Source organism: Pseudomonas sp. SJZ079 (assembly GCF_007993865.1).
Lineage (GTDB): Bacteria > Pseudomonadota > Gammaproteobacteria > Pseudomonadales > Pseudomonadaceae > Aquipseudomonas.
The window spans coordinates 1-24,177 of sequence record NZ_VIUH01000027.1 but is presented as its reverse complement, the minus strand read 5'-3'; the positions used below and the strand labels follow the sequence as shown (position 1 = coordinate 24,177).

22 protein-coding genes are annotated in these 24,177 nt (G+C 61.1%); 13 read left to right on the top strand and 9 right to left on the bottom strand.

The features are described 5' to 3' along the window. Positions 1–190 precede the first annotated feature (190 nt). From FBY03_RS19375 to FBY03_RS19365, 3 genes are all read right to left on the bottom strand, one after another. Positions 191–1,027 (bottom strand): enoyl-CoA hydratase/isomerase family protein, encoded by an 837-nt coding sequence (locus FBY03_RS19375; RefSeq protein ID WP_147173991.1) that lies wholly within the window; start codon positions 1,025–1,027, stop codon positions 191–193. A gap of 308 nt (positions 1,028–1,335) precedes the next feature. Further along, positions 1,336–2,094: an SDR family oxidoreductase gene (locus tag FBY03_RS19370; RefSeq protein ID WP_147173990.1), complete on the bottom strand. Its 759-nt coding sequence runs from the start codon at positions 2,092–2,094 to the stop codon at positions 1,336–1,338. Positions 2,095–2,247: 153 nt separating this feature from the next. After that, the gene (locus FBY03_RS19365; RefSeq protein ID WP_147173989.1) at positions 2,248–2,997 is read right to left on the bottom strand and encodes an SDR family oxidoreductase; all 750 of its coding nucleotides are present in this window, start codon (positions 2,995–2,997) and stop codon (positions 2,248–2,250) included. Between the two features lie 267 nt (positions 2,998–3,264). On the opposite strand from FBY03_RS19365, the gene FBY03_RS19360 reads away from it, so the two are divergent. Then, positions 3,265–4,170: a LysR family transcriptional regulator gene (locus FBY03_RS19360; RefSeq protein ID WP_147173988.1), complete on the top strand. Its 906-nt coding sequence runs from the start codon at positions 3,265–3,267 to the stop codon at positions 4,168–4,170. Between the two features lie 469 nt (positions 4,171–4,639). Continuing rightward, positions 4,640–6,040, top strand: coding sequence for a GGDEF domain-containing protein (locus FBY03_RS19355; protein WP_147173987.1), 1,401 nt, complete (start codon positions 4,640–4,642; stop codon positions 6,038–6,040). A gap of 151 nt (positions 6,041–6,191) precedes the next feature. Here FBY03_RS19355 and FBY03_RS19350 read toward each other — a convergent pair whose 3' ends face one another. Then, positions 6,192–6,953, bottom strand: a complete 762-nt coding sequence (locus FBY03_RS19350; protein WP_147173986.1) for a 3-oxoacyl-ACP reductase family protein — start codon at positions 6,951–6,953, stop codon at positions 6,192–6,194. 122 nt (positions 6,954–7,075) lie between these two features. On the opposite strand from FBY03_RS19350, the gene FBY03_RS19345 reads away from it, so the two are divergent. After that, the gene (locus tag FBY03_RS19345) at positions 7,076–8,005 is read left to right on the top strand and encodes a LysR family transcriptional regulator (RefSeq protein ID WP_147173985.1); all 930 of its coding nucleotides are present in this window, start codon (positions 7,076–7,078) and stop codon (positions 8,003–8,005) included. A gap of 66 nt (positions 8,006–8,071) precedes the next feature. Here the strand turns inward: FBY03_RS19345 and FBY03_RS19340 are convergent, their stop codons facing one another. Further along, complete coding sequence (locus FBY03_RS19340; RefSeq protein WP_147173984.1) at positions 8,072–8,611, bottom strand: SRPBCC family protein; 540 nt, start codon at positions 8,609–8,611, stop codon at positions 8,072–8,074. 745 nt (positions 8,612–9,356) lie between these two features. On the opposite strand from FBY03_RS19340, the gene FBY03_RS19335 reads away from it, so the two are divergent. Continuing rightward, positions 9,357–9,569, top strand: coding sequence for a hypothetical protein (locus FBY03_RS19335; protein ID WP_147173983.1), 213 nt, complete (start codon positions 9,357–9,359; stop codon positions 9,567–9,569). 99 nt (positions 9,570–9,668) lie between these two features. Here the strand turns inward: FBY03_RS19335 and FBY03_RS19330 are convergent, their stop codons facing one another. Then, the gene (locus tag FBY03_RS19330) at positions 9,669–11,159 is read right to left on the bottom strand and encodes a helicase HerA-like domain-containing protein (protein WP_147173982.1); all 1,491 of its coding nucleotides are present in this window, start codon (positions 11,157–11,159) and stop codon (positions 9,669–9,671) included. Positions 11,160–11,407: 248 nt separating this feature from the next. On the opposite strand from FBY03_RS19330, the gene FBY03_RS23580 reads away from it, so the two are divergent. After that, positions 11,408–12,106 (top strand): cache domain-containing protein, encoded by a 699-nt coding sequence (locus FBY03_RS23580; RefSeq protein WP_371920793.1) that lies wholly within the window; start codon positions 11,408–11,410, stop codon positions 12,104–12,106. A gap of 282 nt (positions 12,107–12,388) precedes the next feature. Continuing rightward, positions 12,389–13,153: a methyl-accepting chemotaxis protein gene (locus FBY03_RS23575; RefSeq protein ID WP_371920796.1), complete on the top strand. Its 765-nt coding sequence runs from the start codon at positions 12,389–12,391 to the stop codon at positions 13,151–13,153. A gap of 63 nt (positions 13,154–13,216) precedes the next feature. On the opposite strand, the gene FBY03_RS23090 is transcribed toward FBY03_RS23575, so the two are convergent. Both FBY03_RS23090 and FBY03_RS19320 read right to left on the bottom strand, forming a co-directional pair. Then, positions 13,217–13,393 carry a hypothetical protein gene (locus FBY03_RS23090; RefSeq protein WP_178090714.1) on the bottom strand — a complete coding sequence of 59 codons (177 nt, stop codon included), beginning with the start codon at positions 13,391–13,393 and terminating at the stop codon, positions 13,217–13,219. 106 nt (positions 13,394–13,499) lie between these two features. After that, positions 13,500–13,925: a CBS domain-containing protein gene (locus tag FBY03_RS19320; protein WP_147173981.1), complete on the bottom strand. Its 426-nt coding sequence runs from the start codon at positions 13,923–13,925 to the stop codon at positions 13,500–13,502. Between the two features lie 769 nt (positions 13,926–14,694). On the opposite strand from FBY03_RS19320, the gene mvaT reads away from it, so the two are divergent. Beyond that, positions 14,695–15,069, top strand: a complete 375-nt coding sequence (gene mvaT, locus FBY03_RS19315) for a histone-like nucleoid-structuring protein MvaT (protein ID WP_147173980.1) — start codon at positions 14,695–14,697, stop codon at positions 15,067–15,069. A gap of 191 nt (positions 15,070–15,260) precedes the next feature. On the opposite strand, the gene sbcB is transcribed toward mvaT, so the two are convergent. Beyond that, positions 15,261–16,691 (bottom strand): exodeoxyribonuclease I, encoded by a 1,431-nt coding sequence (sbcB, locus tag FBY03_RS19310; RefSeq protein WP_147173979.1) that lies wholly within the window; start codon positions 16,689–16,691, stop codon positions 15,261–15,263. 409 nt (positions 16,692–17,100) lie between these two features. Here sbcB and FBY03_RS19305 point away from each other — a divergent pair, with 409 nt between their 5' ends. From FBY03_RS19305 to FBY03_RS19280, 6 genes are read left to right on the top strand one after another with little or no spacing between them, the layout of a single operon-like run. Continuing rightward, positions 17,101–17,823 carry an RDD family protein gene (locus FBY03_RS19305; RefSeq protein WP_147173978.1) on the top strand — a complete coding sequence of 241 codons (723 nt, stop codon included), beginning with the start codon at positions 17,101–17,103 and terminating at the stop codon, positions 17,821–17,823. Then, positions 17,820–18,800, top strand: a complete 981-nt coding sequence (locus tag FBY03_RS19300; protein WP_147173977.1) for a stage II sporulation protein M — start codon at positions 17,820–17,822, stop codon at positions 18,798–18,800. Before FBY03_RS19305 ends, FBY03_RS19300 begins: the two co-directional genes overlap by 4 nt. Next, positions 18,787–20,367: a DUF4129 domain-containing protein gene (locus FBY03_RS19295; protein ID WP_147173976.1), complete on the top strand. Its 1,581-nt coding sequence runs from the start codon at positions 18,787–18,789 to the stop codon at positions 20,365–20,367. Before FBY03_RS19300 ends, FBY03_RS19295 begins: the two co-directional genes overlap by 14 nt. Continuing rightward, positions 20,364–21,566, top strand: coding sequence for a DUF4350 domain-containing protein (locus tag FBY03_RS19290; RefSeq protein WP_147173975.1), 1,203 nt, complete (start codon positions 20,364–20,366; stop codon positions 21,564–21,566). The genes FBY03_RS19295 and FBY03_RS19290 overlap by 4 nt, the downstream gene beginning before the upstream one ends. Beyond that, the gene (locus FBY03_RS19285; RefSeq protein ID WP_147173974.1) at positions 21,563–22,627 is read left to right on the top strand and encodes a MoxR family ATPase; all 1,065 of its coding nucleotides are present in this window, start codon (positions 21,563–21,565) and stop codon (positions 22,625–22,627) included. Before FBY03_RS19290 ends, FBY03_RS19285 begins: the two co-directional genes overlap by 4 nt. A 37-nt stretch (positions 22,628–22,664) precedes the next feature. Beyond that, complete coding sequence (locus FBY03_RS19280; protein ID WP_147173973.1) at positions 22,665–23,996, top strand: DUF58 domain-containing protein; 1,332 nt, start codon at positions 22,665–22,667, stop codon at positions 23,994–23,996. Positions 23,997–24,177 lie beyond the last annotated feature (181 nt).

The window sequence follows — 24,177 nt, the reverse complement described above, 5'->3', positions numbered from 1 at the left end:
ATGGCCAGCGTCATGCACCGGCTCAGTGCCCAGTGATCGAGGACATGGGTAAAGCCCTGAGCGACCTAGCCGAAGCCGCAACTGCCGAGTAGCGCGACAGCGCTTTATTCGTGGTCTGAGAATCATCTCGCCGACCCCCGGTGTCAGGGGTCAGCAGACCACTACAACCATTGCTCAGGGTGAACGGTCGCTATGCCTCTATAGGCAGGGGATAGCGACCTATTAGCTCACCAAGCTCAAGCTCCATGGCGCCTTGGGTTTGGCCGCCCTGCGAGAGCATCCATCTCACCCGGTCGACGGTTTCTTGCCCCTGCATGTCGGCGATGAAACGCTGTGACTCATCCACCAGTGCATCCTCATCGGGTCTGCTGACACGCTCTACCAGCGCTTTGACATTGCTGATGCCGCTGGCCGGAAACCCCGCAATACGACGGGCCAGCGCATCGCAAAAGCCGCCGAGCTGCTCGCCCGGCAGTGCTCGATTGACCCAGCCATACAGCGCCGCGGTATCGGCATCAAAATCCTCGCCGCCTAGGCAGACTTCCAATGCCCGGCCTCGACCCAGCAGTTGGGTCAAGCGCACAGTTCCGCCTGCGCCCGGTAACAGTCCTACTCCAATTTCCGGCTGGCCAAGCACTGCGGTTTCGCGAGCGGCAAAACGCATGTCGAGCGCTAGAAGAAACTCGCTTCCGGCGCCTCGAGCGCGTCCTCTCAACTCGCCAATGGTTACCTGCGGCAGACGACTAAAACGACTGAAGAGCCCACTGAGCGGACTCGCCAGGCCGGGCGGCAAGGCGGTGGGCGGGGCCTCAAGTTGACTGCCCATATCATAGTGCGCAAGGAAGAACTCCGGATTGTCGCTGCGAAAGATAACGACTTTGGTCTGGCTGTCAGCCTCAAGTGTTTTAGCCAAATTCAGCAGGTCGATCACCATAGTACGGTCGACCAGATTGATCGGCGGGTGATTAAATCGCACCACCGCAACGCCCTCATGGTCTTCACGAGTAAAGCTCTTGTACGTGTTCATGGCCACCCTCTTTAATTACTTGAATATTGAAGCGATCCCAAAACCGCTCAACCGATTTTTATGTCATTAATTATTGTTCTTCGAACAAATACATGCCCTCAATCAGCTGGCACGCAGGCGCTGACTAAGCTGTACACCCGACAGGAAATAGACGCTCAGTAAATTTTAGGCAGGCGATGCCCGATAATGGCTGCAGAAGAGAGCTCCAGCTATCGGCGTATCAAAGGTCGAGCGATGGTGAGCGACCAGCAACAGCCATTGGAAGCACTTGCAGAATCACACCTGAGCATATCGTTATTCATTGCTGATTAAGCCGTGAGGCCGCCATCGACCGGCATGGCGACGCCAGTCGTAAAACCCGCCGAATCGCTGCACAAGTAAAGAACTGCTGCGGCAATTTCTGCAACGGTTCCTATCCGCCCGAGCGGATGAGCGGCTACGGCCAAGGCCACATGTTCGGGGTTATCCGTGCTGGCACGACGGAACATTTCAGTATCAATAACTGCAGGGCAAACTGCATTCACCCGAATATTCTTTCGCGCGTATTCAACTGCTGCGGTCTTGGTTAAACCGATGACTGCATGTTTGGAGGCTGAATAAATACCCTGCTTGGGCGCAGCGATCAAACCCGCGACCGAGGCGGTATTAACAATTGCCCCGCCGCCCTGCGCCAGCATCGCGGCTATTTGATATTTCATACACAGCCACACCCCCTTCACGTTCACATTCATAATGGCATCGAAAACGCCTTCGTTGCCATCCGCCAATTTGCACCGTTCAATCTCAATCCCCGCATTGTTGAATGCACAATCGAGTCTGCCGTAGGCCGAAACAGTTCCGTCAATCAATAAGCGTACTTCCGCATCACGCGACACATCGCAGCGAATGAAGGATGCGTCACCCTCTGCCGCCTTGATCAAAGCCACTGTCTCTTGACCTGCTTGGTTGTCGATGTCGGATACAACTACGCTGTATCCACTTTTGGCGAAGGCCAGCGCGGTGGCGCGACCAATGCCGTTGGCCGCACCAGTTACCAAAGCGACTCGACCTGAGTTTGTCTTGTTCATTGCATGTCCTCATTAGTATCTAGTCGAGGGGAATCCTCAGGGGCTGTGAAACTATCGAGCGCGGTCGCGAGGGCGTCTGATGACACACTCTGGCGAGGTGACGAGCGCGGCCGTGCTCTGCTTCGTGTCCAAGGCACGTTGGACGACATTGGCTCAGCCGAAATGGACTACCCAGCGCAGCGGCAACACTTGCAGCAACATGCCCATCGATGACCAGGGCCAGGCCGGTACGCAGGCATTGTCCGGTTCACGCTCGATGGCCCGCACCATGGACTTGACCCCGGCGCTCTCGCTGACTTCGATGGGTAGCTTTTTCGCGCCGGCATTTAGCTCGGTACGGATATAGCCGGGAAATAGCGTGGTAATGCGAATCGGCGTGTTCAGCAGGTCGGCACGGATACCTTCGGCGAGATGCGCCAACGCCGCCTTGCTAGCGGCGTAAGCGGTCAGATGCCCAGGCAAGCCACGCTTGGCACTCATCGACGAGATCGCCACCAGGTGCCCGGCATTCTGTCTACGGAAAATCGCCACCGCGGCTTCGCATTGCGCCAGACCGGCGATGAAATTGGTCTCAAGGGTGCGCCGATTTATCTCGAAATGCCCGGTTCCGATCCTTCGTCCCTCGCCAACTCCGGCGTTGACGATGATCCGCTCAAGGCTGCCGAAGCTCTTGGCGAACGCCTCGAACACGGCAAATACTTGTGGGTGATCGTTGACGTCCAGAGCGCGCACTTCAACCCGCACGCCGAATGCCTGTACCAGCTCGACCTGCAGCTCCAGCAGACGCTCAATGCGTCTCGCACATAACCCCAGGTTGTAGCCGCGGGCGGCGAATTCACGGGCCATTCCCGCACCCAGACCGGAACTGGCACCCGTAATCAAAACGGTTTTGCGCTGCTGCATGGTCTTGCTCTCCAGTTGTCGAACACACTCATTGCCAAGTCAGTAGATGGTCGTGGCTGCCGCGAAAATGCCCGTACTCATTGGCCAGAAGCGCGCTGGCCGCGGCGAACTGGAGTGATCCTCGACAGTTCAGCGTCTATGCTGGCGAGTCCGCCGATCACGTCCACGGGGTTTGCTTGCCCATTGCATCGACTGGCTCTTCGATTGATGTCGTCATGCTAGAGCTCGGCATACAATGAGAGAAGTGATGGTTTCTCATTGGAAGACATGAACATAAATAATGACTCATCGCCCTTAACACGCTTGGACTTGAACCTGTTTCGGGTCTTCGCCGTGATTTATCGCGAACGCAATCTCACCCGTGCCGCAGAGCAGCTGTCCGTCAGCCAGTCGGCCGTTAGCCACGCGCTAGCTCGTATGCGCCAACAGCTCGACGACCCGTTATTCATTCGCGAGGCTCAGGGTGTTGTACCCACGCCGCTGGCCACGCGGATCTGGCCGGACGTCCAGGAAGGTTTGGGGTTTCTGCAACGAGCCGTAGCCCACAGCCATAGCTTTGAACCCTCACGCGACATCAGCACGGTGACCCTGGCGATGACCGACGTGATAGAACCCGCTCTGCTACCGGCGCTGGTCAAAGCGCTACGGGGCGCGGTGCCAAGCATCCGCGTCACCAGTGCGCGCATCGAACGTTCAACGCTCAAGGCAGACCTGGCTTCTGGCCGTCTCGATTGCGCCATTGATGTGGCACAGGCCGCCGATGACGAACTGTTCCATTGCGTCCTGACTCGCGAAGAGTTTGTGGTGGTCAGCCGTTCGAGCGCCGCCATCGACAGCGACAGCTACTTTGCCGCGCAGCACGTCACCGTGTCGTCCCGGCGCAAGGGATACAGTGTCGAAGACTTCGAGCTGGCCCGACAGGGCATCAAACGGCAGATCGCCGCGCGCTGCCAACACTACGAGTCGGCCTGTCGCTTGGTGGCCAGCAGCGACCTGCTGTTAACCATGCCCCGCAGCCTGGCGATTTCCAGCTATGCCTACCTGGGCAACCAGATTCATCCACTGCCGATAACCGTGCCGAGCGTGGAGTTGCACCTGTTCTGGCACAAAGAACGCGAGTCGGATCCGGCCAACACCTGGCTGCGGCATACCCTGCTAAGCGCCGTGCAATAGCGCCACCATCGGCCGGCGCGCAAATCCACGGCGTATCCTACCTACACAGCCGTTGAGCTGAGCCTGCGTGAGCCGCCCCGGCTTTCCCGGAGGCTACAACTCCTGAGAGGCTGGAGCCTTGGAGAGCAACAAAGTGTTCTCCAGAGTTCCGCGAGCGCACGGTTCAAGGCGCCGGGACATGAAGTGCGTAAAGTGCGTCAGGCCAATGAGATCTTCAGCGGTTTCAAGCATGAAGGCACTCATCGGCGAACAACCTGTGGTTTAGGGCGCCAAGCCGATCTGCCACGTATTGCCGATTGCTCCATCGACCTGCTGCGCCCTGTTCACCGACGACAACGGCGGCATCCGCGACGACCTGCATGCATTCGGCAAGAGCGGCTTAATCCGCGAATAATTCGACGCAGGCCCGGACAAGGCCGGCCACAATTGAAAGTATTCACCGGGCCTCTCCTGGCACTATGCTTGCCCCATGGACACAAAAACCTACGCGCCCCTGACCAGTTTCATAGACCTGCTGCTCGATGCCATCTGCGTCGTCGATGCTCAGGGTCGCTTTGTGTTTGTCAGCGCCGCCTGTGAGCGTATTTTCGGCTACACCCCGGATGAGATGATCGGCAAGGCGATGATCCAAATGGTGGTCCCCGAAGATCGCGCCAGGACCCTGCACGCGGCCAAGGAGGTCATGTCGGGGCACCTCAAACCTTATTTTGAAAATCGCTATATCCGCAAGGATGGGCAGATTGTCCACATTATGTGGTCCGCCCGCTGGTCGGAGGCCGATCAACTGCGGATTGCCGTGGCGCGCGACATTACCGAGCGCAAGCAGGCCGAGTCGATGCAGACGGCGCTCTATGCCATCTCAGAAGCCGCCCACGCCGCCGAAGACCTGTTTACCCTGTTCCAACAAATTCACCAGATCATCGGCGAATTGCTGCCGGCGCTTAATTTCTCCGTGGCGCTGTACGATGCGGCGAACGACCAACTGAGCTTCCCTTACCATATCGACGAGCACGACCAGGCGCCCGAGCCGCACACGCCGGCTACGGACACTCTCAGTGCGGAAGTCATTCGCAGCGGGCAAGCACTGCTGCTGACACCGGAGACGCGGTCCGTGCATGCCGAGCATTTGCGGACCGTCGTCGGCCAGGATTCGCTGTGCTGGCTGGGCGTACCCCTCAACTCGCCCAATGGCACCATCGGCGCCCTGGCAGTGAAGAGTTATGTGGGCGGTGTGCGCTACACCGAAAAAGATCAGGAACTGCTGCAGTTCGTCTCCACCCAGATCGCCGCCGCCATCGAACGCAAACAGCTGCACGCCCGGCTGCAATACATGGCGCAGTACGACCAACTGACCCACCTGCCCAATCGCGAACTCCTGCATGACCGCCTGCAGACCGCGCTGGCACGCGTACACCGAGAACAAGCACGACTGTCCCTGCTCTACCTCGACCTGGATAAGTTCAAACTGATCAACGACACCCTGGGTCATGCCGCAGGCGACCTGCTGCTGCAGGAGGTTGCCCAGCGCCTCAAGCAGGCCGTGCGCGAAACCGATACGGTCGCCCGCGTCGGCGGCGACGAGTTTGTGGTGCTGCTCGAACACATCCAGTTGCCGGAGCACGTCACTGCGGTGGCCGAAAAAATCCGCCACGCACTCAATCAGCCCTTGGACTTGCTGGGCCACAGCTTGCGCATCCTGCCCAGCATCGGCATCGCGCTGTATCCCGAGCATGGCGTCGAAGGCGAACAGCTGCTCAAGCATGCCGATGACGCCATGTACTGCGCGAAAATGAACGGTGGAAACCGCTTCCAGCTGCACATCGAGCCGAGCCCGGCCGATGGCGACACCCAGCTAAACGAACCGGCATAAGAGGCAGGTCCTAGCTGTGACCATGGCGGCTTAACCGGTCGAACAGTGCCGTCTGACCGCTACTGAACCCACCACGTCTAACACCGGCAATCCCGGCGGCAAGCGCCGAAACCCCGCAGTCATCAGCTCGGGGCTTGTCGCAGTTATCGACTCAGGCGGCAAAACCCCCATCGATAGTCAGACTGGCGCCAGTTACGTAACCCGCTTCAGGGCCGGCCAGGTACGCAACGAACGCGGCGATCTCTTCGGCACGACCGTAGCGCCCGACAGCCATCAGGCCTTTGAGGCTGTCGGCGAACTCGCTGTTCTCCGGGTTCATGTCGGTGTCCACCGGACCGGGCTGCACGTTGTTCACCGTAATCCCGCGCGGACCGAGATCGCGGGCCATACCCCGGGTCAGACCGACGATGGCCGACTTGCTCATGGCATACACGCTGCCACCGGCAAATGGCATGCGCTCGGCATTGGTGCTGCCAATGGTGATGATGCGCCCACCGTTCCCCATATGCCGAGCGGCTTCCTGGCTGGCGACAAACACACTGCGGACGTTGATCGCCAGGGTGCGGTCGAAATCGTCCAAGCTGAACTCCTCAATCGGCGCAATCGCCAGCACACCGGCGTTATTCACCAGCACATCGATACGACCGAAGTGCTCGACGGTCTGCCGTACAGCAGCGCGTATGGCGTCAGCATCCGCGCTGTCGGCACGAATGACCAAGGCTCTACCGCCTGCCGCTTCGATGGCTTGCCCCACTTCTGCGGCCTTGTCCGGCGAGCTGGCGTAGGTGAGGGCGACGACCGCACCTTCGCGGGCCAGGCGCAGGGCGATGGCGGCGCCAATACCGCGCGAGCCGCCCTGGATCAGAGCGACTTTGCCGCTCAGGTTGCTGCTGTTGGACGTGAGAGTAGTCATGGTGATGCTCCGCAAAAAGACCGGCGATTTGCCTGGGGTGAGCTGAGTATCCGCCGGCGATTGCGTACCGATAAGCCGATAATCGCTATATTCAGTCGATCCAATTCGTTTAGAGCGCGGCCATGGAAACCCTGAGCAGTCTCGAGTGTTTTGTCCGTAGCGCCGAAGCTGGCAGCTTTGCCGAAGCCGCACGGCGTCTGGCCTTGACGCCCGCTGCCGTGGGCAAGCAGGTGGCCAAGCTGGAAGCCAGTCTGGGCGTACGCTTGTTCCAGCGCAGCACCCGCAGCCTGACCCTGACCGAGGCAGGCGAACGTTTTCTTGCAGATGTGCGGGGCGGCCTGACCAGCATTCAAAACGCTCTGGCCAACCTGGCCAGCTCAGCCGGGCAGCCGGCGGGCATGCTCAAGGTCAGCATGGGGGTGACCTTCGGCCGTGATTACGTGCTGCCGATGCTCGGGGATTTTTTGCGGCGCTACCCGGCCATCTCACCCGACTGGCACTTCGACAACGGCCCGGTGGACCTGATTGGTCAGGGTTTTGATGCGGCCATCAGCGGTGCCATGGAACTCTCGCCGGGCGTGGTAGCGCGCAAACTAGCGCCAGCCCATCGCATTCTGGTGGCCTCCCCCGCCTACCTGGAGGACCATCCCGGCCCTGCGACACCGGCTGAGTTGGCGCGACATGCCGGGATCCTGATTCGCTCACCACAAACCGGTCGGGTTCGATCCTGGGCACTTCGCAACCGCAGCAACGATGAGGCCGCAATCGAGCTGCCGGTGCGCATAACCATGAGCGACCCGGACGCCGCCTGCCGCGCCGCCGAAATGGGCCTGGGTATCGCGCTGGTCAGCTTGCCGCACAGCTTGCCCTACCTGGACACCGGCAGCCTTATCCGGGTGTTACCGGACTGGTACGTCGATGCAGGGCATATCTCGGTGTATTTCTCCGGGCACAACCTGCTGCCCGCAAAGACCCGCGCCTTCGTCGACAGCCTGGTCGAACACTTCAGCGCTCAACAGTTGGTCGAGCGTTTTTCCGCCCTATGCGCGTAGGACCCAACTAAGCATCGGACTATCGCCAACCTGAAATGGCCGCTATTGCACCTGCCGAAGACACACTCAAGGCCTACTCGACTCTTCTACCTGCGCCTTCAGTTGCGCCAGCCCCTGCTCGAAGTCGCCACCGACCATCTTGTCCATGTCCATCAGCATATGCACGACCTTACCGATGAAGTTGTTGCTGCCCGTCATGTTCCAGGTCACGCGGGTATTTTCACCCTCGGGGACAAAGCGAAACACCACGTCATTGGTGGCTTCGAAGGGTTTCAGAAACACCAGTTTGATGCGGATCAGCTCATCTGAACGGCTCTCCAGAATGGTCATGCTGCCTTGGCCGACCTCGTTGTTGCCAACCCAGCGGCTAATCGCACCCACACCTGCACTCGGTCCCTCGAAGATCGTCTGCATGGCCGGATCGCGCTTCGCCCAAGGCGACCACTGCTGCCAGTTATGCAAGTCATTGACCTGAGCAAACACCTCGCCCACCGGAGCGGCCATGCTGGCCGAGCGTTCGACGCGAAACTCGGCGGGCTGCATGGCCACCATGCCGAGCAACGCGACGACGAAAAGCACAAGCGCGATAAGCAAAAAACGTAGCATGCTGACTGCTCTCCTGTTCAGGGGGAATCACTCAAGGCCACGATGGCCGCCTTGGGGTAATAGACCGGCCCACCACAGCGTTTGTTGCACGGATGTCTGCGAGTTATGCAGCACCTGCCCCGCTGCTGCAGGCTCAACAGTTTAAAACAGCGAATCTAATCCACGTGTGACCATAGTAAAAATCGGCTGCCGTGCTGCACATCCATTACCTGCATTACGCACCGAGACAGCGCGCACCAGTAAGACTGTATGTCACCGTTATCCATCTACACACAATGCTCAATCGACTAGCCACCGAGAAGCCCGGGTTACTCCACTATCCATAGATACAAAACGATACATTGCTGCGCCCGGTTAGTTGCGTTAACTAAAACCGCGCAAGGCCCAGCCCATGTTCTCCAGCGCATATCGTACGGACCTCCAGCCCTTGGAGGCTGACCGGAAAAGACGACGCGCACCCACAGCCAGATTAACTACTGGCTTAACCATCACTAGACATTTAGCGATCATTCGCCATAATTACCAACGTGCGCTGTATGACAACCCCATTAAAAACCGTCAAAAAACGCTATAAAACAATAAGCGACTGTTTTTAATAGAAAATACCGCAATAGCACGACATGCAGAAACATATTTCAATGACGGCTATGAGCGGCTCAGACCGCTGATTAATCGGTGACCGTAGCAGTAAGGCAGACCGCCTTGCGTTGTCGCCATTAAAAGTTTCATGACCATGGGAAATCACGTGACGAAAGACGAACTGCGCGCTGAACTCGAGCGCCAGGCACAACGTTACAAGGAAGTATACGGCGGGGAAGTCATCACCTACGCCGCTCAACCGGACCCCGAGCGCAAGCCTTGGCGCAAGAAAGCCAACCTTCTCGATCAAGCATTTGAGAAGGAACTCGAAAAAATCGAAAAAGACCTGAAAGCCAAAGCCGGCGAGGCGAATGACTGAGTAGCCAATGCCCATCAGCATCGAACACATGCTGATGGGCGTTCAGTCGAGTGTGCTTCTTTTCCAGAGTGGTCCTGTTGCCAACTATTGCATGACAACTTAGCGCCGCTTGCCCCCGACCAACGAACCCAGTAAGCCGCGCACCAACTGCCGACCAATCTGATTGGCCACTTGGCGCACTGCGGTTTTCATCGCCAAACCAGCCAAGCTGCCGAGTAGACCGCCTGCCATGCTGCCAATGCCAGGCTCCGCTTCAACTTTACTTGGGCTAGCAGCTTCTGCCGCCTGGGCACTCGCCTGCGCCGCGCGCGCCGTGAGCAATTCGTAGGCCGACTCGCGGTCAAACGCCTTGTCATAACGCCCAGCCAAGGGTGATTGACGAATCAGTGCCGCTCGCTCGGTTTCGCTCAGCGGGCCGATGCGCGACTGCGGCGGAGCGATAGCCACGCGCTGCACCATGGCTGGCGTGCCCTTGGCCTCCATGGTACCGACCAGCGCCTCACCGATACCCAGTTCGGTCAGCACACTCAAGGCCTCGAAGGCCGGATTAGGGCGAAAGCCATCGGCCACCGCACGCAGCGACTTACGCTCTTTGGTGGTGAAGGCCCGCAGGCCATGCTGAATGCGCAAGCCAAGTTGAGCCAATACCTCATCCGGCAAGTCGCCGGGCGACTGGGTGACGAAGTACACCCCAACCCCCTTGGAGCGAATCAACCGCACCACCTGCTGCAGACGCTCCTGCAAAGCCTTCGGCGTGTCGGCAAATAACAAGTGAGCTTCGTCGAAGAACAGCACCAACAGCGGTTTGTCGGCATCGCCACGCTCCGGCAGTTGCTCGAATAACTCCGCCAGCAGCCACAACAGGAAAGTCGCGTAGACCTTCGGCGCTTCATGCACCAGGCGACTGGCGTCGAGCAGGTGAATACGTCCGCGACCATCACGGTCAGGATGCAGGATGTCTTCAAGTTGCAACGCCGGCTCGCCGAACAAGGCTTCGGCACCCTGCTGCTCCAGGCTCGCCAGGCGGCGCAGCAGCGCTTGCGCTGAGGTCGTGGTGAACAACGCACTGTCGTCGCCCAACACTTCGGGGTGAGACTTCAGGTGGGCCAACAATGCCTTGAGGTCTTTCAAGTCAAGCAGCAGTAAACCTTCACGGTCCGCCACCTTGAACGCGGCATACAGCGCGGCCTGCTGACTGTCGGTCAACTCGAGCAAGGCACCGAGCAACAGTGGCCCCATCTCACTGAGCGTGGTGCGCAGCGGGTGGCCACTCTGGCCATGGATATCCCAGAGCGTCACCGGGTAAGCCGTCGGCTGGTGAGTGAGCCAGGGCATGCTGGCGATCCGCTCGGCCACCTTGCCCTGAGGCGCACCGACAGCGCCCAGGCCACAGAGGTCGCCCTTGACGTCCGCAGCGAACACCGCGACCCCGGCATCGCTGAAGTCCTCGATCAGGCGTTGCAGGGTCACGGTTTTTCCGGTGCCGGTCGCCCCCGCCACCAACCCATGCCGATTGGCCAAGCGCAAGGCCTGAGCGACCGGCTGACCGGAAAGGTCGGCGCCCAAAACAAACTGGTCAGATGCAGGCATCTTACTGTCTCCTGGTTAAAAGCTTTGTGCCCCGGATGCAGACATAATCCGCACCGCTCAGCTCATTGATAGTGCTTCCCTCTGGCACTGCACGGGCCTTACTGCCAGCCAAGGCTGGTAGCAGACCATAACGGACACCGGAACCAAGCGTTCAGCCACAAATTGCCGCCTTCTCGCTATTCACCCTGTACAACGACTACCTGCAACGCAATGCGATCCGCGCAAACTTGGAAAATTACCTGCAGGAAATGGGTAACGTTACCGCCAACAATATCCAAAACTGGCTGTCTGGACGCCTCTTGCTGGTGGAGAGTACCGCCCAATCGATCAGCAATGAGCCCGCACCCGACAGCGTAGCCCGTCTGCTGGAACAGAAGTCGCTGGCATCGACCTTCACCACGACCTACCTGGGCAGCGAAGATGGCAGCTTCACCATACGCCCCAAGGTGCAGATGCCCGCGGAGTTCGACCCACGGGTCAGGCCCTGGTATCAGGGGGCGCTGAGCGCAGGCGGCACGACCCTCACCGAGCCCTATGTGGATGCCGCCACGGGCGGGCTGATCATCACCGTTGCCACCCCGGCACAGTCGGCCGGTGTGGTCGGTGGCGACCTGAGCCTGCAAACCCTGGTCAACATCATCAACTCGCTGGATTTCAACGGCATCGGCTATGCCTTTCTGGTCAGTGCCGATGGCAAGATCCTGGTGCACCCAGAGAAAGAGCTGGTGATGAAGACGCTCAAGGATGTCTATCCGAGCGACACGCCGCGTATCAGCTCCGCCTTCAGCGAGACGGAGTTGAAGGCGGAGCTGATACGCGCATTCTCACCTTCACCCCGGTCAAAGGCTTGCCCTCGGTCTCGTGGTATATCGGCCTGTCCATCGACAAGGACAAGGCCTACGCGATGCTCAGCGAGTTTCGCACTTCTGCCATCGTCGCCACGCTGATTGCCGTGGTATTGATCATCCTGCTGCTGAGCGTGCTGATCCGCGTGCTCATGCAGCCACTGATCGTGATGGGCAAAGCCATGCAGGACATGGCGCAGGGCGAAGGGCGAAGGGGATCTGACCAAGCGCCTGCAGGTCCAGTCCAACGATGAGCTGGGTGAACTGGCCACGGCATTCAACCGCTTCGTCGAGCGCATTCATGGCTCGATCCGCGAAGTGTCCTCGGCCACCGGCCAAGTCAACGAAGTGGCCAAGCTGGTACTCAATGCCTCCAACGCGTCGATGCTCAACTCGGATGAACAAGCCAGCCGCACTAACAGCGTGGCCGCGGCGATCAATGAGTTAGGTGCCGCAGCCCAGGAAATCGCGCGTAACGCCGCGGACGCCTCGGCTCAGGCCACAGACGCCCGCCAGCAGGCAGAGGGCGGACGCCAGGTGCTGGCACAAACCATTCAGGCGATGAACGACCTGTCCGGCAAGATCAGCGCCTCGTGCAGCAACATCGAGACGCTGAACGGCAAGACCGTGAATATCGGGCAGATTCTCGAAGTCATCAAAAGCATCTCGCAGCAGACCAATCTGCTGGCGCTGAATGCGGCCATCGAAGCGGCGCGAGCCGGCGAGGCGGGTCGCGGCTTCGCCGTGGTGGCCGACGAGGTGCGTAACCTGGCGCACCGTACCCAGGAGTCGGCACAAGAAATCGAGGGAATGATCGAGGAACTGCAAGTCGACTCCCGCCAGTCGGTCACCACCATGACCGAGAGCCAACGCTATAGCGAAGAAAGCGTGGTGATTGCCAACCAGGCCGGCGAGCGGCTGGGCAGCGTGACCCTGCGCATCGGCGAAATCGACGGCATGAACCAATCGGTAGCCACTGCCACCGAAGAGCAGACATCGGTGATCGAGTCGCTGAACCTGGACATCAACGAGATCAACACCCTCAACCAGGAAGGCGTGGAAAATCTCCAGTCCACCTTGCGCGCCTGCGGCGACCTGGAGCAACAAGCCTCGCGCCTGAAGCAGCTGGTGGACAGCTTCCGCATCTAATAGCCCGCTCGCATCTGCGCAAAAAAAAATCGGGGCGCTCATGAGCGCCCCGCTTCATCTGAACTAAGACTCTCCCGGCTCGTCTCCGGCATCCTGCTGCAGCCGCTGCCACAACTCGGCAGCGTCGGCAAACTCGGTTCCGTTCTCAGGGCTCAGCGCCTCGGGGTCATAACGTTTGACGCAGCCCTCGCCCAGGATCGGCGGCGGGCTCGAGGTCGCGCGTTCAAATGGATCGCTCATGGCGCGTCCTCAGTTCTCATCGGCTATCGCCCTGCAATGCGCCCATCTTAAACGGCCCAAAGCACACTTGCCTCTTGCTGAGCGCCAAGAGCAAAAGACCCCTGGCTCAATCTTCAGCCGGGTGACCCTTGTCATGCTGGGCGAACTCCTTGACCGCACGCAACACGTCATGCCGACTGATCTGGCCGACCAGGCGTCCATCCTCGATCACCGGTATACGGCCGAGGCGCCCGCGCAGAAAACGCTCGGAGACCTCGATGATGTCGGTTCCAGGTGAGATGGTCTCGACTTCGCTGGTCATATACGCACTGACGTTGCCACCTATGGCTTCGTAATAAGCCCCAGAGAGAATACCGCGCAAGCAGTCACCCTCGGAGAGCAAGCCAATCAAGTGCCCCTGGGAATCAACCACCGGAGCACCGGAAATACGATGCTCGAGCAGACGGTTGATCGCCGTGAACAGGTCAGTATCGGAACGGAAGGTCACCAAATGGCGGGTCATGTAGTCCCGTACTTTGATTGATTTGAGCATATGCAAACTCCTCTGGGGTGTACCGGGCAGGCACACCGCGAAGCGATCAGTCGAAGACCACCCTGTTGTTGTCGCGCACCACTATGCGGTTATCTAAGTGATAGCGTAGCCCACGAAACGAAACCATCTTTCAGCGTGATTACCCGACCGTTACACGTCCTCGATGCTGCCGCCATGCCTGACACGCGGCACATCTTGTTCGATGTTCGGCCCGCCAAGCCATCGAGAACTCACAGCTAACCGGCACCAGCTCAACGCGTACCGCTTGACGCAATTGAGAGCCCGTCACTTTGATTATCCGAAGGGATGACTCGCCTCGCGAATCCAAGCGCTATAGATGACCAGATAGATACTAAGCCTGACCACGGCCTGAACAGGCTAGGTCCCGAGGAAAATATCCATGGGGAACGAAAAAATTTCGCCACCACAAATTTATCCGACCACCGCACAGGACGGCTGCCCGCCCTTCTTGGGCCGGCCCAGCGCAATAAACTCAGAAAAAACCCTATCAACTGCCAGCTTGCTACTCGGCAGCCACTTAAGCGCTCCCAGCCCATACGGTGTTATTAAGCATTAACGACCAGATAATGACTTACAAAAAACAACCCAAAGCCCTCGGCCGGACGAAAACCGGCCTCACGGCCAGCAAACAAGCAACTTATTTGTACAACTGCGGCAAATTCTTACAAAGCGGTTTACTTGTTAAAAGTGCGTGGCTACTATTGCTATTACTTAGTCATCACCTCATCTACAGATCAAGGTAAGCCACATGTCGCTGATCAACGATTACCGCGCCACAGAAGAAGCCATCAAAGAACTGCAAGCGCGTCTGAAAAGCATGTCGCAAGACGACAAGCTGCAAAAAGAATTGGAATTCGAAGGTAAGCTGCGCACCTTGATGGGTGAGTATCAGAAGTCCCTGCGCGACATCATTGCCATGCTCGACCCGGACGCCAAAGCCAGCAAGGCTCCGCGCGCAGTTAAAACCACCGGCACCAAGCGCGCGCGTAAAGTTAAGCAGTACAAAAACCCGCACAACGGTGAAGTGATCGAAACCAAAGGCGGCAACCACAAGACGCTGAAAGAGTGGAAAGCCAAGTGGGGCTCCGACGTCGTGGAAAGCTGGGTGACCCTGCTGGGCTAAGTCCCGCTGCCTCACGGCAGTTTTCGCGCATAAAAAACGCCAGCAATAGCTGGCGTTTTTTATGCGCGGCGTTCTACCTTTCGCACAATCCACTCAGTGCCGACTGCCCGCCACAACGATCACCCGATCGGGACGCGACCAGGCAACTTCCTCGCGCGCAATAGCCCAACTGCTTGGCACTCGCACACATTTTATATGGCATAACGCTGACGTAACTGCTGCGCATAATCGCGCCACTCGGCCAATAGCGCCTGCTGATCGGCCGACGCGCTATCGAACAGCTCCCCCAACGCCAGCTCAAAACTCGCCAAGGTATTCGGCGCGCCAAACTCAGGTTGGGTTAACCGTTGCTGGCAAAAGTTCCTCCAGCGCTGTTGTTCCTCTGTGCTCAAGCTCGGGAAAAAGTTACGGGCGCGATAACGGAATAACAACTCAGGCAAGCGAGCATCGTCGAACGGCCAGGCGTCCTGTGACAGCTGTTGTGGTTCGGCACTGCGTACCTGCTCGCATAAGCGCCGGTCACGATCACCGATAAAACCATCGTATAACTGCTGCTCAGGATCATCGTTAGGGGCGAAACTCTCTTCGCCATACACCTGAGCGAGTTTGTCCTGCCACCGCCCTTGCGACTCCGCGAGTATATTGGCGCGTGCCTGATAATCCGCCATATCCAGCTGCAAGCGTTGAATATCCTCGGGGCGCAATACGCTCAACGGTGCCACCACCGGACACCGGTTGATATGCAGCAACTTCAACGGCACCGGCAACTCACCTTCAGCCAGCTGATCGCGGCGGCTATATAAACGCCGGCGCAAGGTTTGCGCATCTTCGTCGAGTAAGGGCGCCGGATCGGCATGTAAATCACAGACGATCAAGGCATTGCGATTACGCGGGTGCCAGGCCAGTGGCATTACCAGCGCCAGATAATGTCGGGAACCGGCGAAGCGCCCGGAAATATGCACCAGGGGTTGCAACAAGCGAATCTTATCGAGCACCCGCTGTTTGCTGCGCAACTGATAGAGGTAGTCATACAGCTTGGGCTGCTTACTGCGGATCAAACGCGCCAGGGCAATGGTCGCGCGCACATCGGACAAGGCATCGTGGGCCTGGCCGTGGTCGATGCCGTTGGCTGCGGTCAGGCGTTCCAACTTGAGGCTGACACGCCCCTCCTCCTCCGGCCAGACGATCCCTTCCGGGCGCAGGGCATAGGCGGCGCGCACCAGATCGATCAAATCCCAGCGACTATTGCCGCCCTGCCACTCGCGGGCATAGGGATCGAAGAAATTCCGATAGAGGCTGTACCGGGTGACCTCATCGTCGAATCGCAGACTGTTGTAACCCACGCCGCAGGTGCCTGGCTGGACCAACTCGGCGTGAATACGGGTCATGAACTCGGCTTCGCTCAGTCCCTGCTGCGCCAGCTTGCTCGGCGTGATACCGGTGACCAGGCAGGCCGCCGGATGCGGCAGGATATCGTCACTGGGCTGGCAGTAGATATTCAACGGCTCGGCGATTTCGTTGAGGTCTTCGTCGGTGCGAATCCCGGCGACCTGCACGGGGCGATCGCGGCGAGGGTCGATACCGGTGGTCTCGTAGTCGTACCAGAACAGGCTGGAGGTCACGTCGTATTTCCTAAGTCCTAAGGCCGAGGCAGTCTAGCATCCACCTGCCGACAGATTCTTCGCCCTCCCCGCGCATTGCAGACCTTGACCCAGCGCACAGCTCCATCCCCGGCGACTGACGGCGCCTTGCGGGTCAAACGCCAGCACCGCTAGCATGCCCAATCTAACGTGATACCACTCAGTCCATGGACTGACCCCATAGACCAATACGGGTTCGAGGTCTGCGGCCTGTTTGCTGCTCAGGCTGATCACCGTGATCGGCACTATTGCGCTGGGCGTGTTCTATCACACCATCTTCGGCGTGCGGCCACTCGCATAATCGCCTCATGCTGCCAGCCCCAAGCGCAGGCCTGGTTGCTTCTCTGCCTGCTGCTGGCTAGCATCGGGCTTTCTTCGACGCAGCCTGCCGATGCCCTCCTCGATCGCCACTCCATCTGCCGAGCCTCACCCCGTGCTGGACACCCGCTATCGGGTGGAAACCCCGGAAGGCATCGACCTGATTCTGCGTCCAGCGGGCCTGGTGCCACGCGCCCTGGCGTTCGCCATCGACCTGGCGATTCGTGGCCTGTTGCTGCTGGTGCTGTTCATCGTCCTGGGCCTGCTCGGCAAGTTCGGCATGGGCCTGGCGACCATCCTGTTGTTCCTGGTGACCTGGTGGTACATGGTGCTGTTCGAGGTACTCAACCAGGGCCGCACTCCGGGCAAGCAACTGCTGGGCCTGCGGGTGATACACGATGACGGCACCCCTGTCGGCTGGGCCGCCTCGCTGACCCGCAACCTGCTGCGCTTCGTCGACATCCTGCCGTTCGCCTACACCCTGGGTATCCTCAGCTGCCTCAACCACCCGGCCTTCAAGCGCCTCGGCGATCTGGCCGCCGGAACCCTGGTGGTGTATCGCGACCTGCCCATAACACGCCCGGTCTTGGCGCAAGCCGAGAGCCTGCGGGCACCGTTCACCCTCAGTCTCAACGAACAACGTGCGTTTCAGGGCTTCGCCGAGCGCGCCGACAGCCTGTCCAGCGCGCGCCGTGCCGAGCTGGCGGCGATTCTCGCCGAGCCCTTGCACGTGCCTGCCGAGCAGGCCGAACAGCAGATCAACGGCATCGCCCACGGCTTGTTGGGCCCGACATGAAACAGAGCCTGTTCGAGAGCCGTCATCAAGCCGACTGGCAGACCTTCGCTGCGCTGCTCGTTGCGCTCGAGCGCGGCAAAGCCGACAGCCAGCAGTGCAAACGCTTTGCCCATGATTACCGACGCCTGTGCCAGCAGCTAGCCTTGGCGCAGGCACGCGGTTACAGCAGTCACCTGATTGAGCAGCTGCAACAATTGGCGATGCGCGGCCACCAGCAGTTCTATCGCCATCGCAGCCCGCTGGGCGCGCAGTTGATCGGCTTCCTGCTCGGCGGTTTTCCGCGCCTGGTACGGAGCGAGTGGCGCTGCGTACTGGCCGCCAGTCTGCTGTTTTTCGGCAGCCTGCTGGGCATGGGCGCGCTGATCTATGCATTCCCCGAGCTGATCTACAGCCTGGTCGACCCGGAGCAAGTGGCGAGCATGGAACGGATGTACGACCCTGACGCCAGCCGCCTCGGACGCTTCGCCGAGCGCGGCTCCGGCGACGACTGGATGATGTTCGGCTACTACATCATGAACAACATCGGCATTGCCTTTCAGACCTTCGCCAGCGGCCTGTTGCTTGGCCTGGGCAGCCTGTTCTTTCTGCTGTTCAACGGCCTGATGATCGGCGCGGTGGCCGGCCACCTGATGCAGATCGGCTATGGCGCCACCTTCTGGTCCTTCGTCGTCGGCCACGGTGCGTTCGAGTTGACCGCCATCGCCCTGGCCGGTGGCGCCGGCCTCAAACTCGGCTGGGCGCTGCTTGCCCCCGGCCGCCTGTCACGCAGCGAGGCCCTGCGCCTGGCCGCTGTAAGCAGCGTGCGGCTGATCGGAGGGGTGATAGTGTTCCTGCTAGTGGCGGCCTTTATCGAGGCGTACTGGTCGTCGATGACCCTCGCCAGCCCGACCCTTAAATACCTGGTCGGTGGCGGGCTGTGGCTGCTGGTATTGGCTTACTTGCTGCTGGCAGGACGAGGTACGCATGCGCCTGACTGACGCCAGCGTGGCAATCCGCCCGCGCAGCGCCTGGGAGGCGCTGGACCTCGGCGTACTCCTGGCCCGACGGCACGCCGGTCTGTTGATGGCCAGCTGGGCATTGGTCACCCTGCCGATCTTCGCCGTGCTCTGCCTGTTGCTGTGGCAGTCCCCGGGCTGGGCGGTCTTCCTGTTCTGGTGGCTGAAACCGGCTTACGAACGCCTGCCGTTGTACATCCTCTCGCACGCCTTGTTTGGCGATACTCCGACTCTCAAGCAGGCACTGAAGGCCTTGCCCGGTATGCTCAAACCACAGCTGCTGGCCAGCCTGACCTGGCGCCGCTTCAGTCTGACCCGCAGCTTCGATCTGCCGACGCTGCAGCTCGAGGGCCTGTCCGGCCAGGCGCGCAGCCAGCGCCTGATGGTGCTGGGCCAGCGCGATGCGAGTGCCGCGACCTGGTTGACCCTGGTCGGCATGCACCTGGAAATGGCCTTATGGCTGGGCCTGATCAGCCTGTTCTATCTATTACTGCCGCAGCAGATCGAGCTGAATTGGAGTTGGCAGAGCCTGATCGATGCGGCGGCCGGTGACTGGCTATGGTTGGAGCACTTGTCCAACCTGCTCTACGCCCTGCTGCTGATCGTTTGGGAGCCGGTCTACGTGGCCTGCGGCTTTACTCTCTACTTGAATCGACGGACCGCCCTCGAGGCCTGGGACATCGAGCTGGTCTTTCGCCAATTACGCCAACGCCTGACGGGTGTGGCCTACGCCCTGCTGCTGGGCTGTGGCCTGTTACTGCTGCAAGCGCCGAGCCCAGCCTGGGCCGAATCGGCCAGCAGCGGCCCACTGCCCATGGAAGACCCCTTCGGCCCACAAAGCGAACGCCTGCTCAAACAACCGCTGAGCAGCCAGGCTGCGCAACAGAGTATCGAACAACTGCTCGATCAGCCGCCCTTCCAGCACCGTGAGACTGTCACCCGCTGGCGCTTCGGCGAGGAGCAACGGAGCGAAGATACCGATGAAGGCGATAGGAAAAACCTGCTGCAACTGATCGAAGCATTGTTCAAGCTGGGCGAATTCTGGAAGACCCTCGACGGCGTCGCGCTGTTTTTCGAGGCGCTGCTCTGGGCGGCCGTGCTGGGCGCGGTTGGGCTGTTGCTCTGGCGCTATCGCGACTGGCTCAACACCTTTGTCGCACGCCTGGGGCTGGCCCGGCGCCACACCTCGGCGCCCCCCAGCCAGCTGTTCGGCCTGGAAGTGGCCCCGGACAGCTTGCCCGAGGATGTCGCCAGCGAGGTCGAGCGGCTCTGGGCCGAACAGCCGCGTGCGGCGCTCGGCCTGCTCTACCGCGCCCTGCTCAGCCGCCTGCTGCACGACTATCGATTGCCGCTGAACAGCGCGCATACCGAGGGCGAAGTGCTGCGGCTGGTGCAAGGCCTGGAGCAGACCGAGCTGAGCGATTTCAGCCAAGCGCTGACCCAGCATTGGCAGAACCTCGCCTATGGCCACCGGTTACCGCCGGCAGACAGCCAGCACAGCCTGTGTGCCGGCTGGCGGCGGCAGTTCGATGGCGGAGCTCCGGCATGACTCGGCGTAGCCAACTGCTGCTCGGCGTCCTCCTGCTGCTCATCGTCGGCGGGCTCGGCGCCTACCTGCTCAGCCGCGCCGTGCCCTACCAGGAAACCCTCGAACACGGCCCGGCACCGGAGGCACTTGCCAACCCCTACCTGGCCGCCGAGCATTTTCTGCGCAAACAGGGTATCGCGGTGCAGCGCACCGACAGCCTCGCGCTATTGCCGAGCCTGCCCAGCGCCGGCCAGACCTTGCTGCTGCTCGGTGACCGCCGGCAGATGAGCCCGCTGCAAGCCGAGCGCTTGCTGGCCTGGGCGGCCAAGGGTGGGCACTTGTTGTTTGTCGCCGAGCGCCTGTGGGATGAGGACGCTGGCAAAAGTGGCGACTTGCTGCTCGACCGCCTGGGAATTCAGCAGTACGCCAGCGACGACCTCGACGCCGCCGACAGAGAAGCGCCAGCTGCCGATGCGCTAGAGCAACGGGACGCCCCCGTCACGGCTAATCGTCACCCCGAACTGACCCAGCTCTATCTGGAAAATGAACAGGCGCCGGCCTATTTCGGCTTCGACACCGACTTCCACCTCTACGACGCGAAAAACCGCGCCCACGCCTGGGCCAACAGCGGCGCCGCGACCCACCTGCTCGAGCTCTACCATGGCGACGGGCTGATCAGCGTACTCAGCGACGCCTGGCTCTGGCAGAACGACAAGATCGCCAAATACGACAACGCCTGGCTGCTCTGGTACCTCAGTCAGGACAGCGCGGTGACCCTGGTCTACCGCGCCGAACGCGATGACCTCGCCAGCCTGCTGCTGCGTCACTTCCCGCAGGCCCTGATTGCCCTGATGCTGCTCATCCTGCTCGGCCTGTGGCACGTCGGCATGCGCCAGGGCCCCTTGCAGTTACCGGCCAGCTTCAGCCGTAGGCAATTGCAGGAACACCTGCGCGGCAGCGCCGACTTCCTCCTCCGCCACAGCGGCCAACAGAGCCTGCTGCACGGTCTGCAACAGGACATCCAGCGCCGTGCGCGGCGCCGTCATCCCGGTTTCGAACGACTGGCCGTGGCCGAGCAGTGGCAGATTCTCAAGCGCCTGAGCGGCTTGCCCGCCAACGCCATCAGTCAGGCCATGCGGCCACTGCCCAAGCAGCGCCTCGGCGCCACCGATTTCACTCGTCAGGTTGCCCGCCTGCAAACCCTTAGGAATGCCCTATGAGCGAACCAACACCCGAACAATCGAGCAGCGCAACGCTCGCGCCGGAGACCGTGGCCAGTGCCACGGCAACCGCCCCCCCGCAGGCAGCGATCAACCCGAACGTGCAGCGCCAGCGCGCCAGTCAGCTGGCCCAGGCCCTGCGTCTCGAACTGCAGAAGGCGGTGATCGGCCAGACAGCGGTGATCGACGACGTGCTCACCGCCTTGATCGCCGGCGGCCACGTGCTGGTCGAGGGCGTCCCCGGCCTCGGCAAAACCCTGCTGGTGCGCGCCCTGGCCCGCTGCTTCGGCGGCGAATTCGCGCGCATCCAGTTCACCCCGGACCTGATGCCCAGCGATGTCACCGGCCACGCGGTGTACGACCTGCAAAGCGAGCAGTTCAAGTTGCGCAAGGGGCCGGTGTTCACCAACCTGCTGCTGGCCGATGAGATCAACCGCGCGCCGGCCAAGACTCAGGCCGCGCTGCTGGAGGTCATGCAGGAACGCCAGGTGACCCTGGAAGGCCGCGCCCTGACCGTGCCCTTGCCCTTCATGGTGCTGGCCACGCAGAACCCGATCGAGCAGGAGGGCACCTATCCGCTGCCCGAGGCCGAACTCGATCGCTTCATGCTCAAGCTGCGCATGGACTACCCCGCGCAGGATGAAGAGTTGAACATGGTGCGTCAGGTCACCCGCTCGTCGCGGGCCGACATGCTCGACGTCACCCCGCTACGCACCCTGCTGCAAGCCAAGGATGTGCAGGCGCTGCAGAAGATCGCCAGCGACCTGCCGCTCGATGAACAGGTACTCGATTACGCCGTACGCCTGGCCCGCGCCACCCGCAGCTGGCCGGGCCTGGCCATTGGCGCCGGGCCGCGCGCCTCGATCGCCCTGGCCCGCGGCGGCCGAGCCCGGGCCCTGCTGCGCGGCGGCGACTTCGTCCTCCCGGACGACATCAAGGGTTGCGCCCTGGCGGTGCTGCGCCACCGCGTGCGCCTGGCGCCGGAACTGGATATCGAGGGTCTGTCGGTCGACCAGGTACTGCAACAGTTGCTCGATCAGGTGCCGGCGCCGCGTCTATGAGCGTAACGATGCCTGCTCCACTAGAAAGTGCTGTCGTATGAAGCCATCGCGTACGCTGCTGGCCCTGCTCGCCGGCCTGCTCGGCCTGGCTATCGGGCTCGGCACCTTGCACGCCCTGGATGTCCGTGTACCGAGCAGCCTGCAGGCGCTGTGGTGGGGCGGGCTCCTGGCACTGCTCGGCGCGGCACTGCTGGATGCCCTGCGCCTGCGGCAAATGCCCTCGCCGCGCCTCGAACGTCAGCTACCCGGCAATCTGCCGCTGGGGCGCTGGAGCGAGGTGCACCTGACGCTGCACCACGACTACGCCCGCCCAGTGACCCTGGAGGTGTTCGATCACCTCCCCAGCGGCATGGCCTTCGAACACCTGCCACAAGCCGTCGAGCTGCATCCGGGCGAGCAGACCCAGTTCACCTACCGGGTGCGGCCGTTGCAACGCGGGCACTTCCACTTCCCCCAGGCTGAAATCGCCCTGCCCAGCCCGTTGGGTCTCTGGCGTGCGCGGCGTTACCTGCAGCGGCCGGGCGAAACCCGCGTCTACCCGGACTTCGCCCGGCTGTATGGCGCGCAGTTGATGGCGGTGGACGACTGGCTCAGTCAGCTCGGCGTGCGCCAACGGCCGCGCCGTGGCCTGGGCCTGGAGTTTCACCAGCTGCGCGAGTTTCGCGATGGCGACAGCCTGCGCCAGATCGACTGGAAGGCCACCGCACGCCAGCGCACGCCGATCGCCCGCGAATACCAGGACGAGCGTGACCAACAGATCGTCTTCCTGCTCGACTGCGGCCGGCGCATGCGCAGCCAGGACGGCGAGCTGTCGCACTTCGACCACGCCCTGAATGCCTGCCTGCTACTCAGCTATGTGGCGCTGCGCCAGGGCGATGCGGTCGGCCTGAGCACCTTCGCCGGCGAACACAGCCGCTTCCTTGCGCCAGTCAAAGGTCCGGCACAGCTCAAGGTGCTGCTCAACGGTGTCTACGACCTGCAGAGCAGCCAGCAGCCGGCCGACTTCGCCGCTGCCGCGCAGGCCCTGTTGAGCCGCCAGCGTCGACGCGCCCTGGTGGTGCTGGTGACCAACCTGCGTGACGAGGACGACGAGGAATTGCTCGGTGCGGTGCAACGTCTGGGCCGCCAGCACCGCGTCCTGATCGCCAGCCTGCGCGAAGATGTGCTCGATACCCTGCGCACCACTCCCGTGCAGGATTATCAGACGGCCCTGGCCTACTGCGGCACCGTGGACTACTTGAACGCCCGCAACGGCCTGCACGAGCGTTTGCTCGCGCACAACGTGCCGGTGCTCGACGTGCGCCCCGGCGAACTCGGCCCGGAGCTGGTCAGCCGCTACCTGGCCTGGAAGAAAGCCGGGGTCTTATAGGCTGGCTTTCCGTAGGCTGGGTAGAGCGCAGCGAAACCCAGCATTGCTGCGGCGCCAAACCCTGTAACACACCATGGCAAGCGCATAAAAAAGGCTATGTCCCAATAGCGTGTTGCATGGTGCGTCCAACCGCCTCCTGGATACAGTGAGCCGGCCGAATATGCTGCTGATAGCGCTCAAG

Bases quoted from the DNA above. Each gene is read 5' to 3' on its own strand.
- FBY03_RS19365 (WP_147173989.1), bottom strand. From the start codon at position 2,997: ATGCAGCAGCGCAAAACCGTTTTGATTACGGGTGCCAGTTCCGGTCTG.
- FBY03_RS23090 (WP_178090714.1), bottom strand. From the start codon at position 13,393: ATGAGCGATCCATTTGAACGCGCGACCTCGAGCCCGCCGCCGATCCTG.
- FBY03_RS23580 (WP_371920793.1), top strand. From the start codon at position 11,408: ATGGGTAACGTTACCGCCAACAATATCCAAAACTGGCTGTCTGGACGC.
- FBY03_RS19345 (WP_147173985.1), top strand. From the start codon at position 7,076: ATGGAAACCCTGAGCAGTCTCGAGTGTTTTGTCCGTAGCGCCGAAGCT.
- FBY03_RS19280 (WP_147173973.1), top strand. From the start codon at position 22,665: ATGAAGCCATCGCGTACGCTGCTGGCCCTGCTCGCCGGCCTGCTCGGC.
- FBY03_RS23575 (WP_371920796.1), top strand. From the start codon at position 12,389: ATGCTCAACTCGGATGAACAAGCCAGCCGCACTAACAGCGTGGCCGCG.
- FBY03_RS19285 (WP_147173974.1), top strand. From the start codon at position 21,563: ATGAGCGAACCAACACCCGAACAATCGAGCAGCGCAACGCTCGCGCCG.
- FBY03_RS19300 (WP_147173977.1), top strand. From the start codon at position 17,820: ATGAAACAGAGCCTGTTCGAGAGCCGTCATCAAGCCGACTGGCAGACC.
- FBY03_RS19320 (WP_147173981.1), bottom strand. From the start codon at position 13,925: ATGCTCAAATCAATCAAAGTACGGGACTACATGACCCGCCATTTGGTG.
- FBY03_RS19375 (WP_147173991.1), bottom strand. From the start codon at position 1,027: ATGAACACGTACAAGAGCTTTACTCGTGAAGACCATGAGGGCGTTGCG.
- FBY03_RS19330 (WP_147173982.1), bottom strand. From the start codon at position 11,159: ATGCCTGCATCTGACCAGTTTGTTTTGGGCGCCGACCTTTCCGGTCAG.
- FBY03_RS19290 (WP_147173975.1), top strand. From the start codon at position 20,364: ATGACTCGGCGTAGCCAACTGCTGCTCGGCGTCCTCCTGCTGCTCATC.
- FBY03_RS19355 (WP_147173987.1), top strand. From the start codon at position 4,640: ATGGACACAAAAACCTACGCGCCCCTGACCAGTTTCATAGACCTGCTG.
- FBY03_RS19305 (WP_147173978.1), top strand. From the start codon at position 17,101: ATGCCCTCCTCGATCGCCACTCCATCTGCCGAGCCTCACCCCGTGCTG.
- FBY03_RS19350 (WP_147173986.1), bottom strand. From the start codon at position 6,953: ATGACTACTCTCACGTCCAACAGCAGCAACCTGAGCGGCAAAGTCGCT.
- FBY03_RS19340 (WP_147173984.1), bottom strand. From the start codon at position 8,611: ATGCTACGTTTTTTGCTTATCGCGCTTGTGCTTTTCGTCGTCGCGTTG.
- FBY03_RS19360 (WP_147173988.1), top strand. From the start codon at position 3,265: ATGAACATAAATAATGACTCATCGCCCTTAACACGCTTGGACTTGAAC.
- mvaT (WP_147173980.1), top strand. From the start codon at position 14,695: ATGTCGCTGATCAACGATTACCGCGCCACAGAAGAAGCCATCAAAGAA.
- FBY03_RS19295 (WP_147173976.1), top strand. From the start codon at position 18,787: ATGCGCCTGACTGACGCCAGCGTGGCAATCCGCCCGCGCAGCGCCTGG.
- FBY03_RS19370 (WP_147173990.1), bottom strand. From the start codon at position 2,094: ATGAACAAGACAAACTCAGGTCGAGTCGCTTTGGTAACTGGTGCGGCC.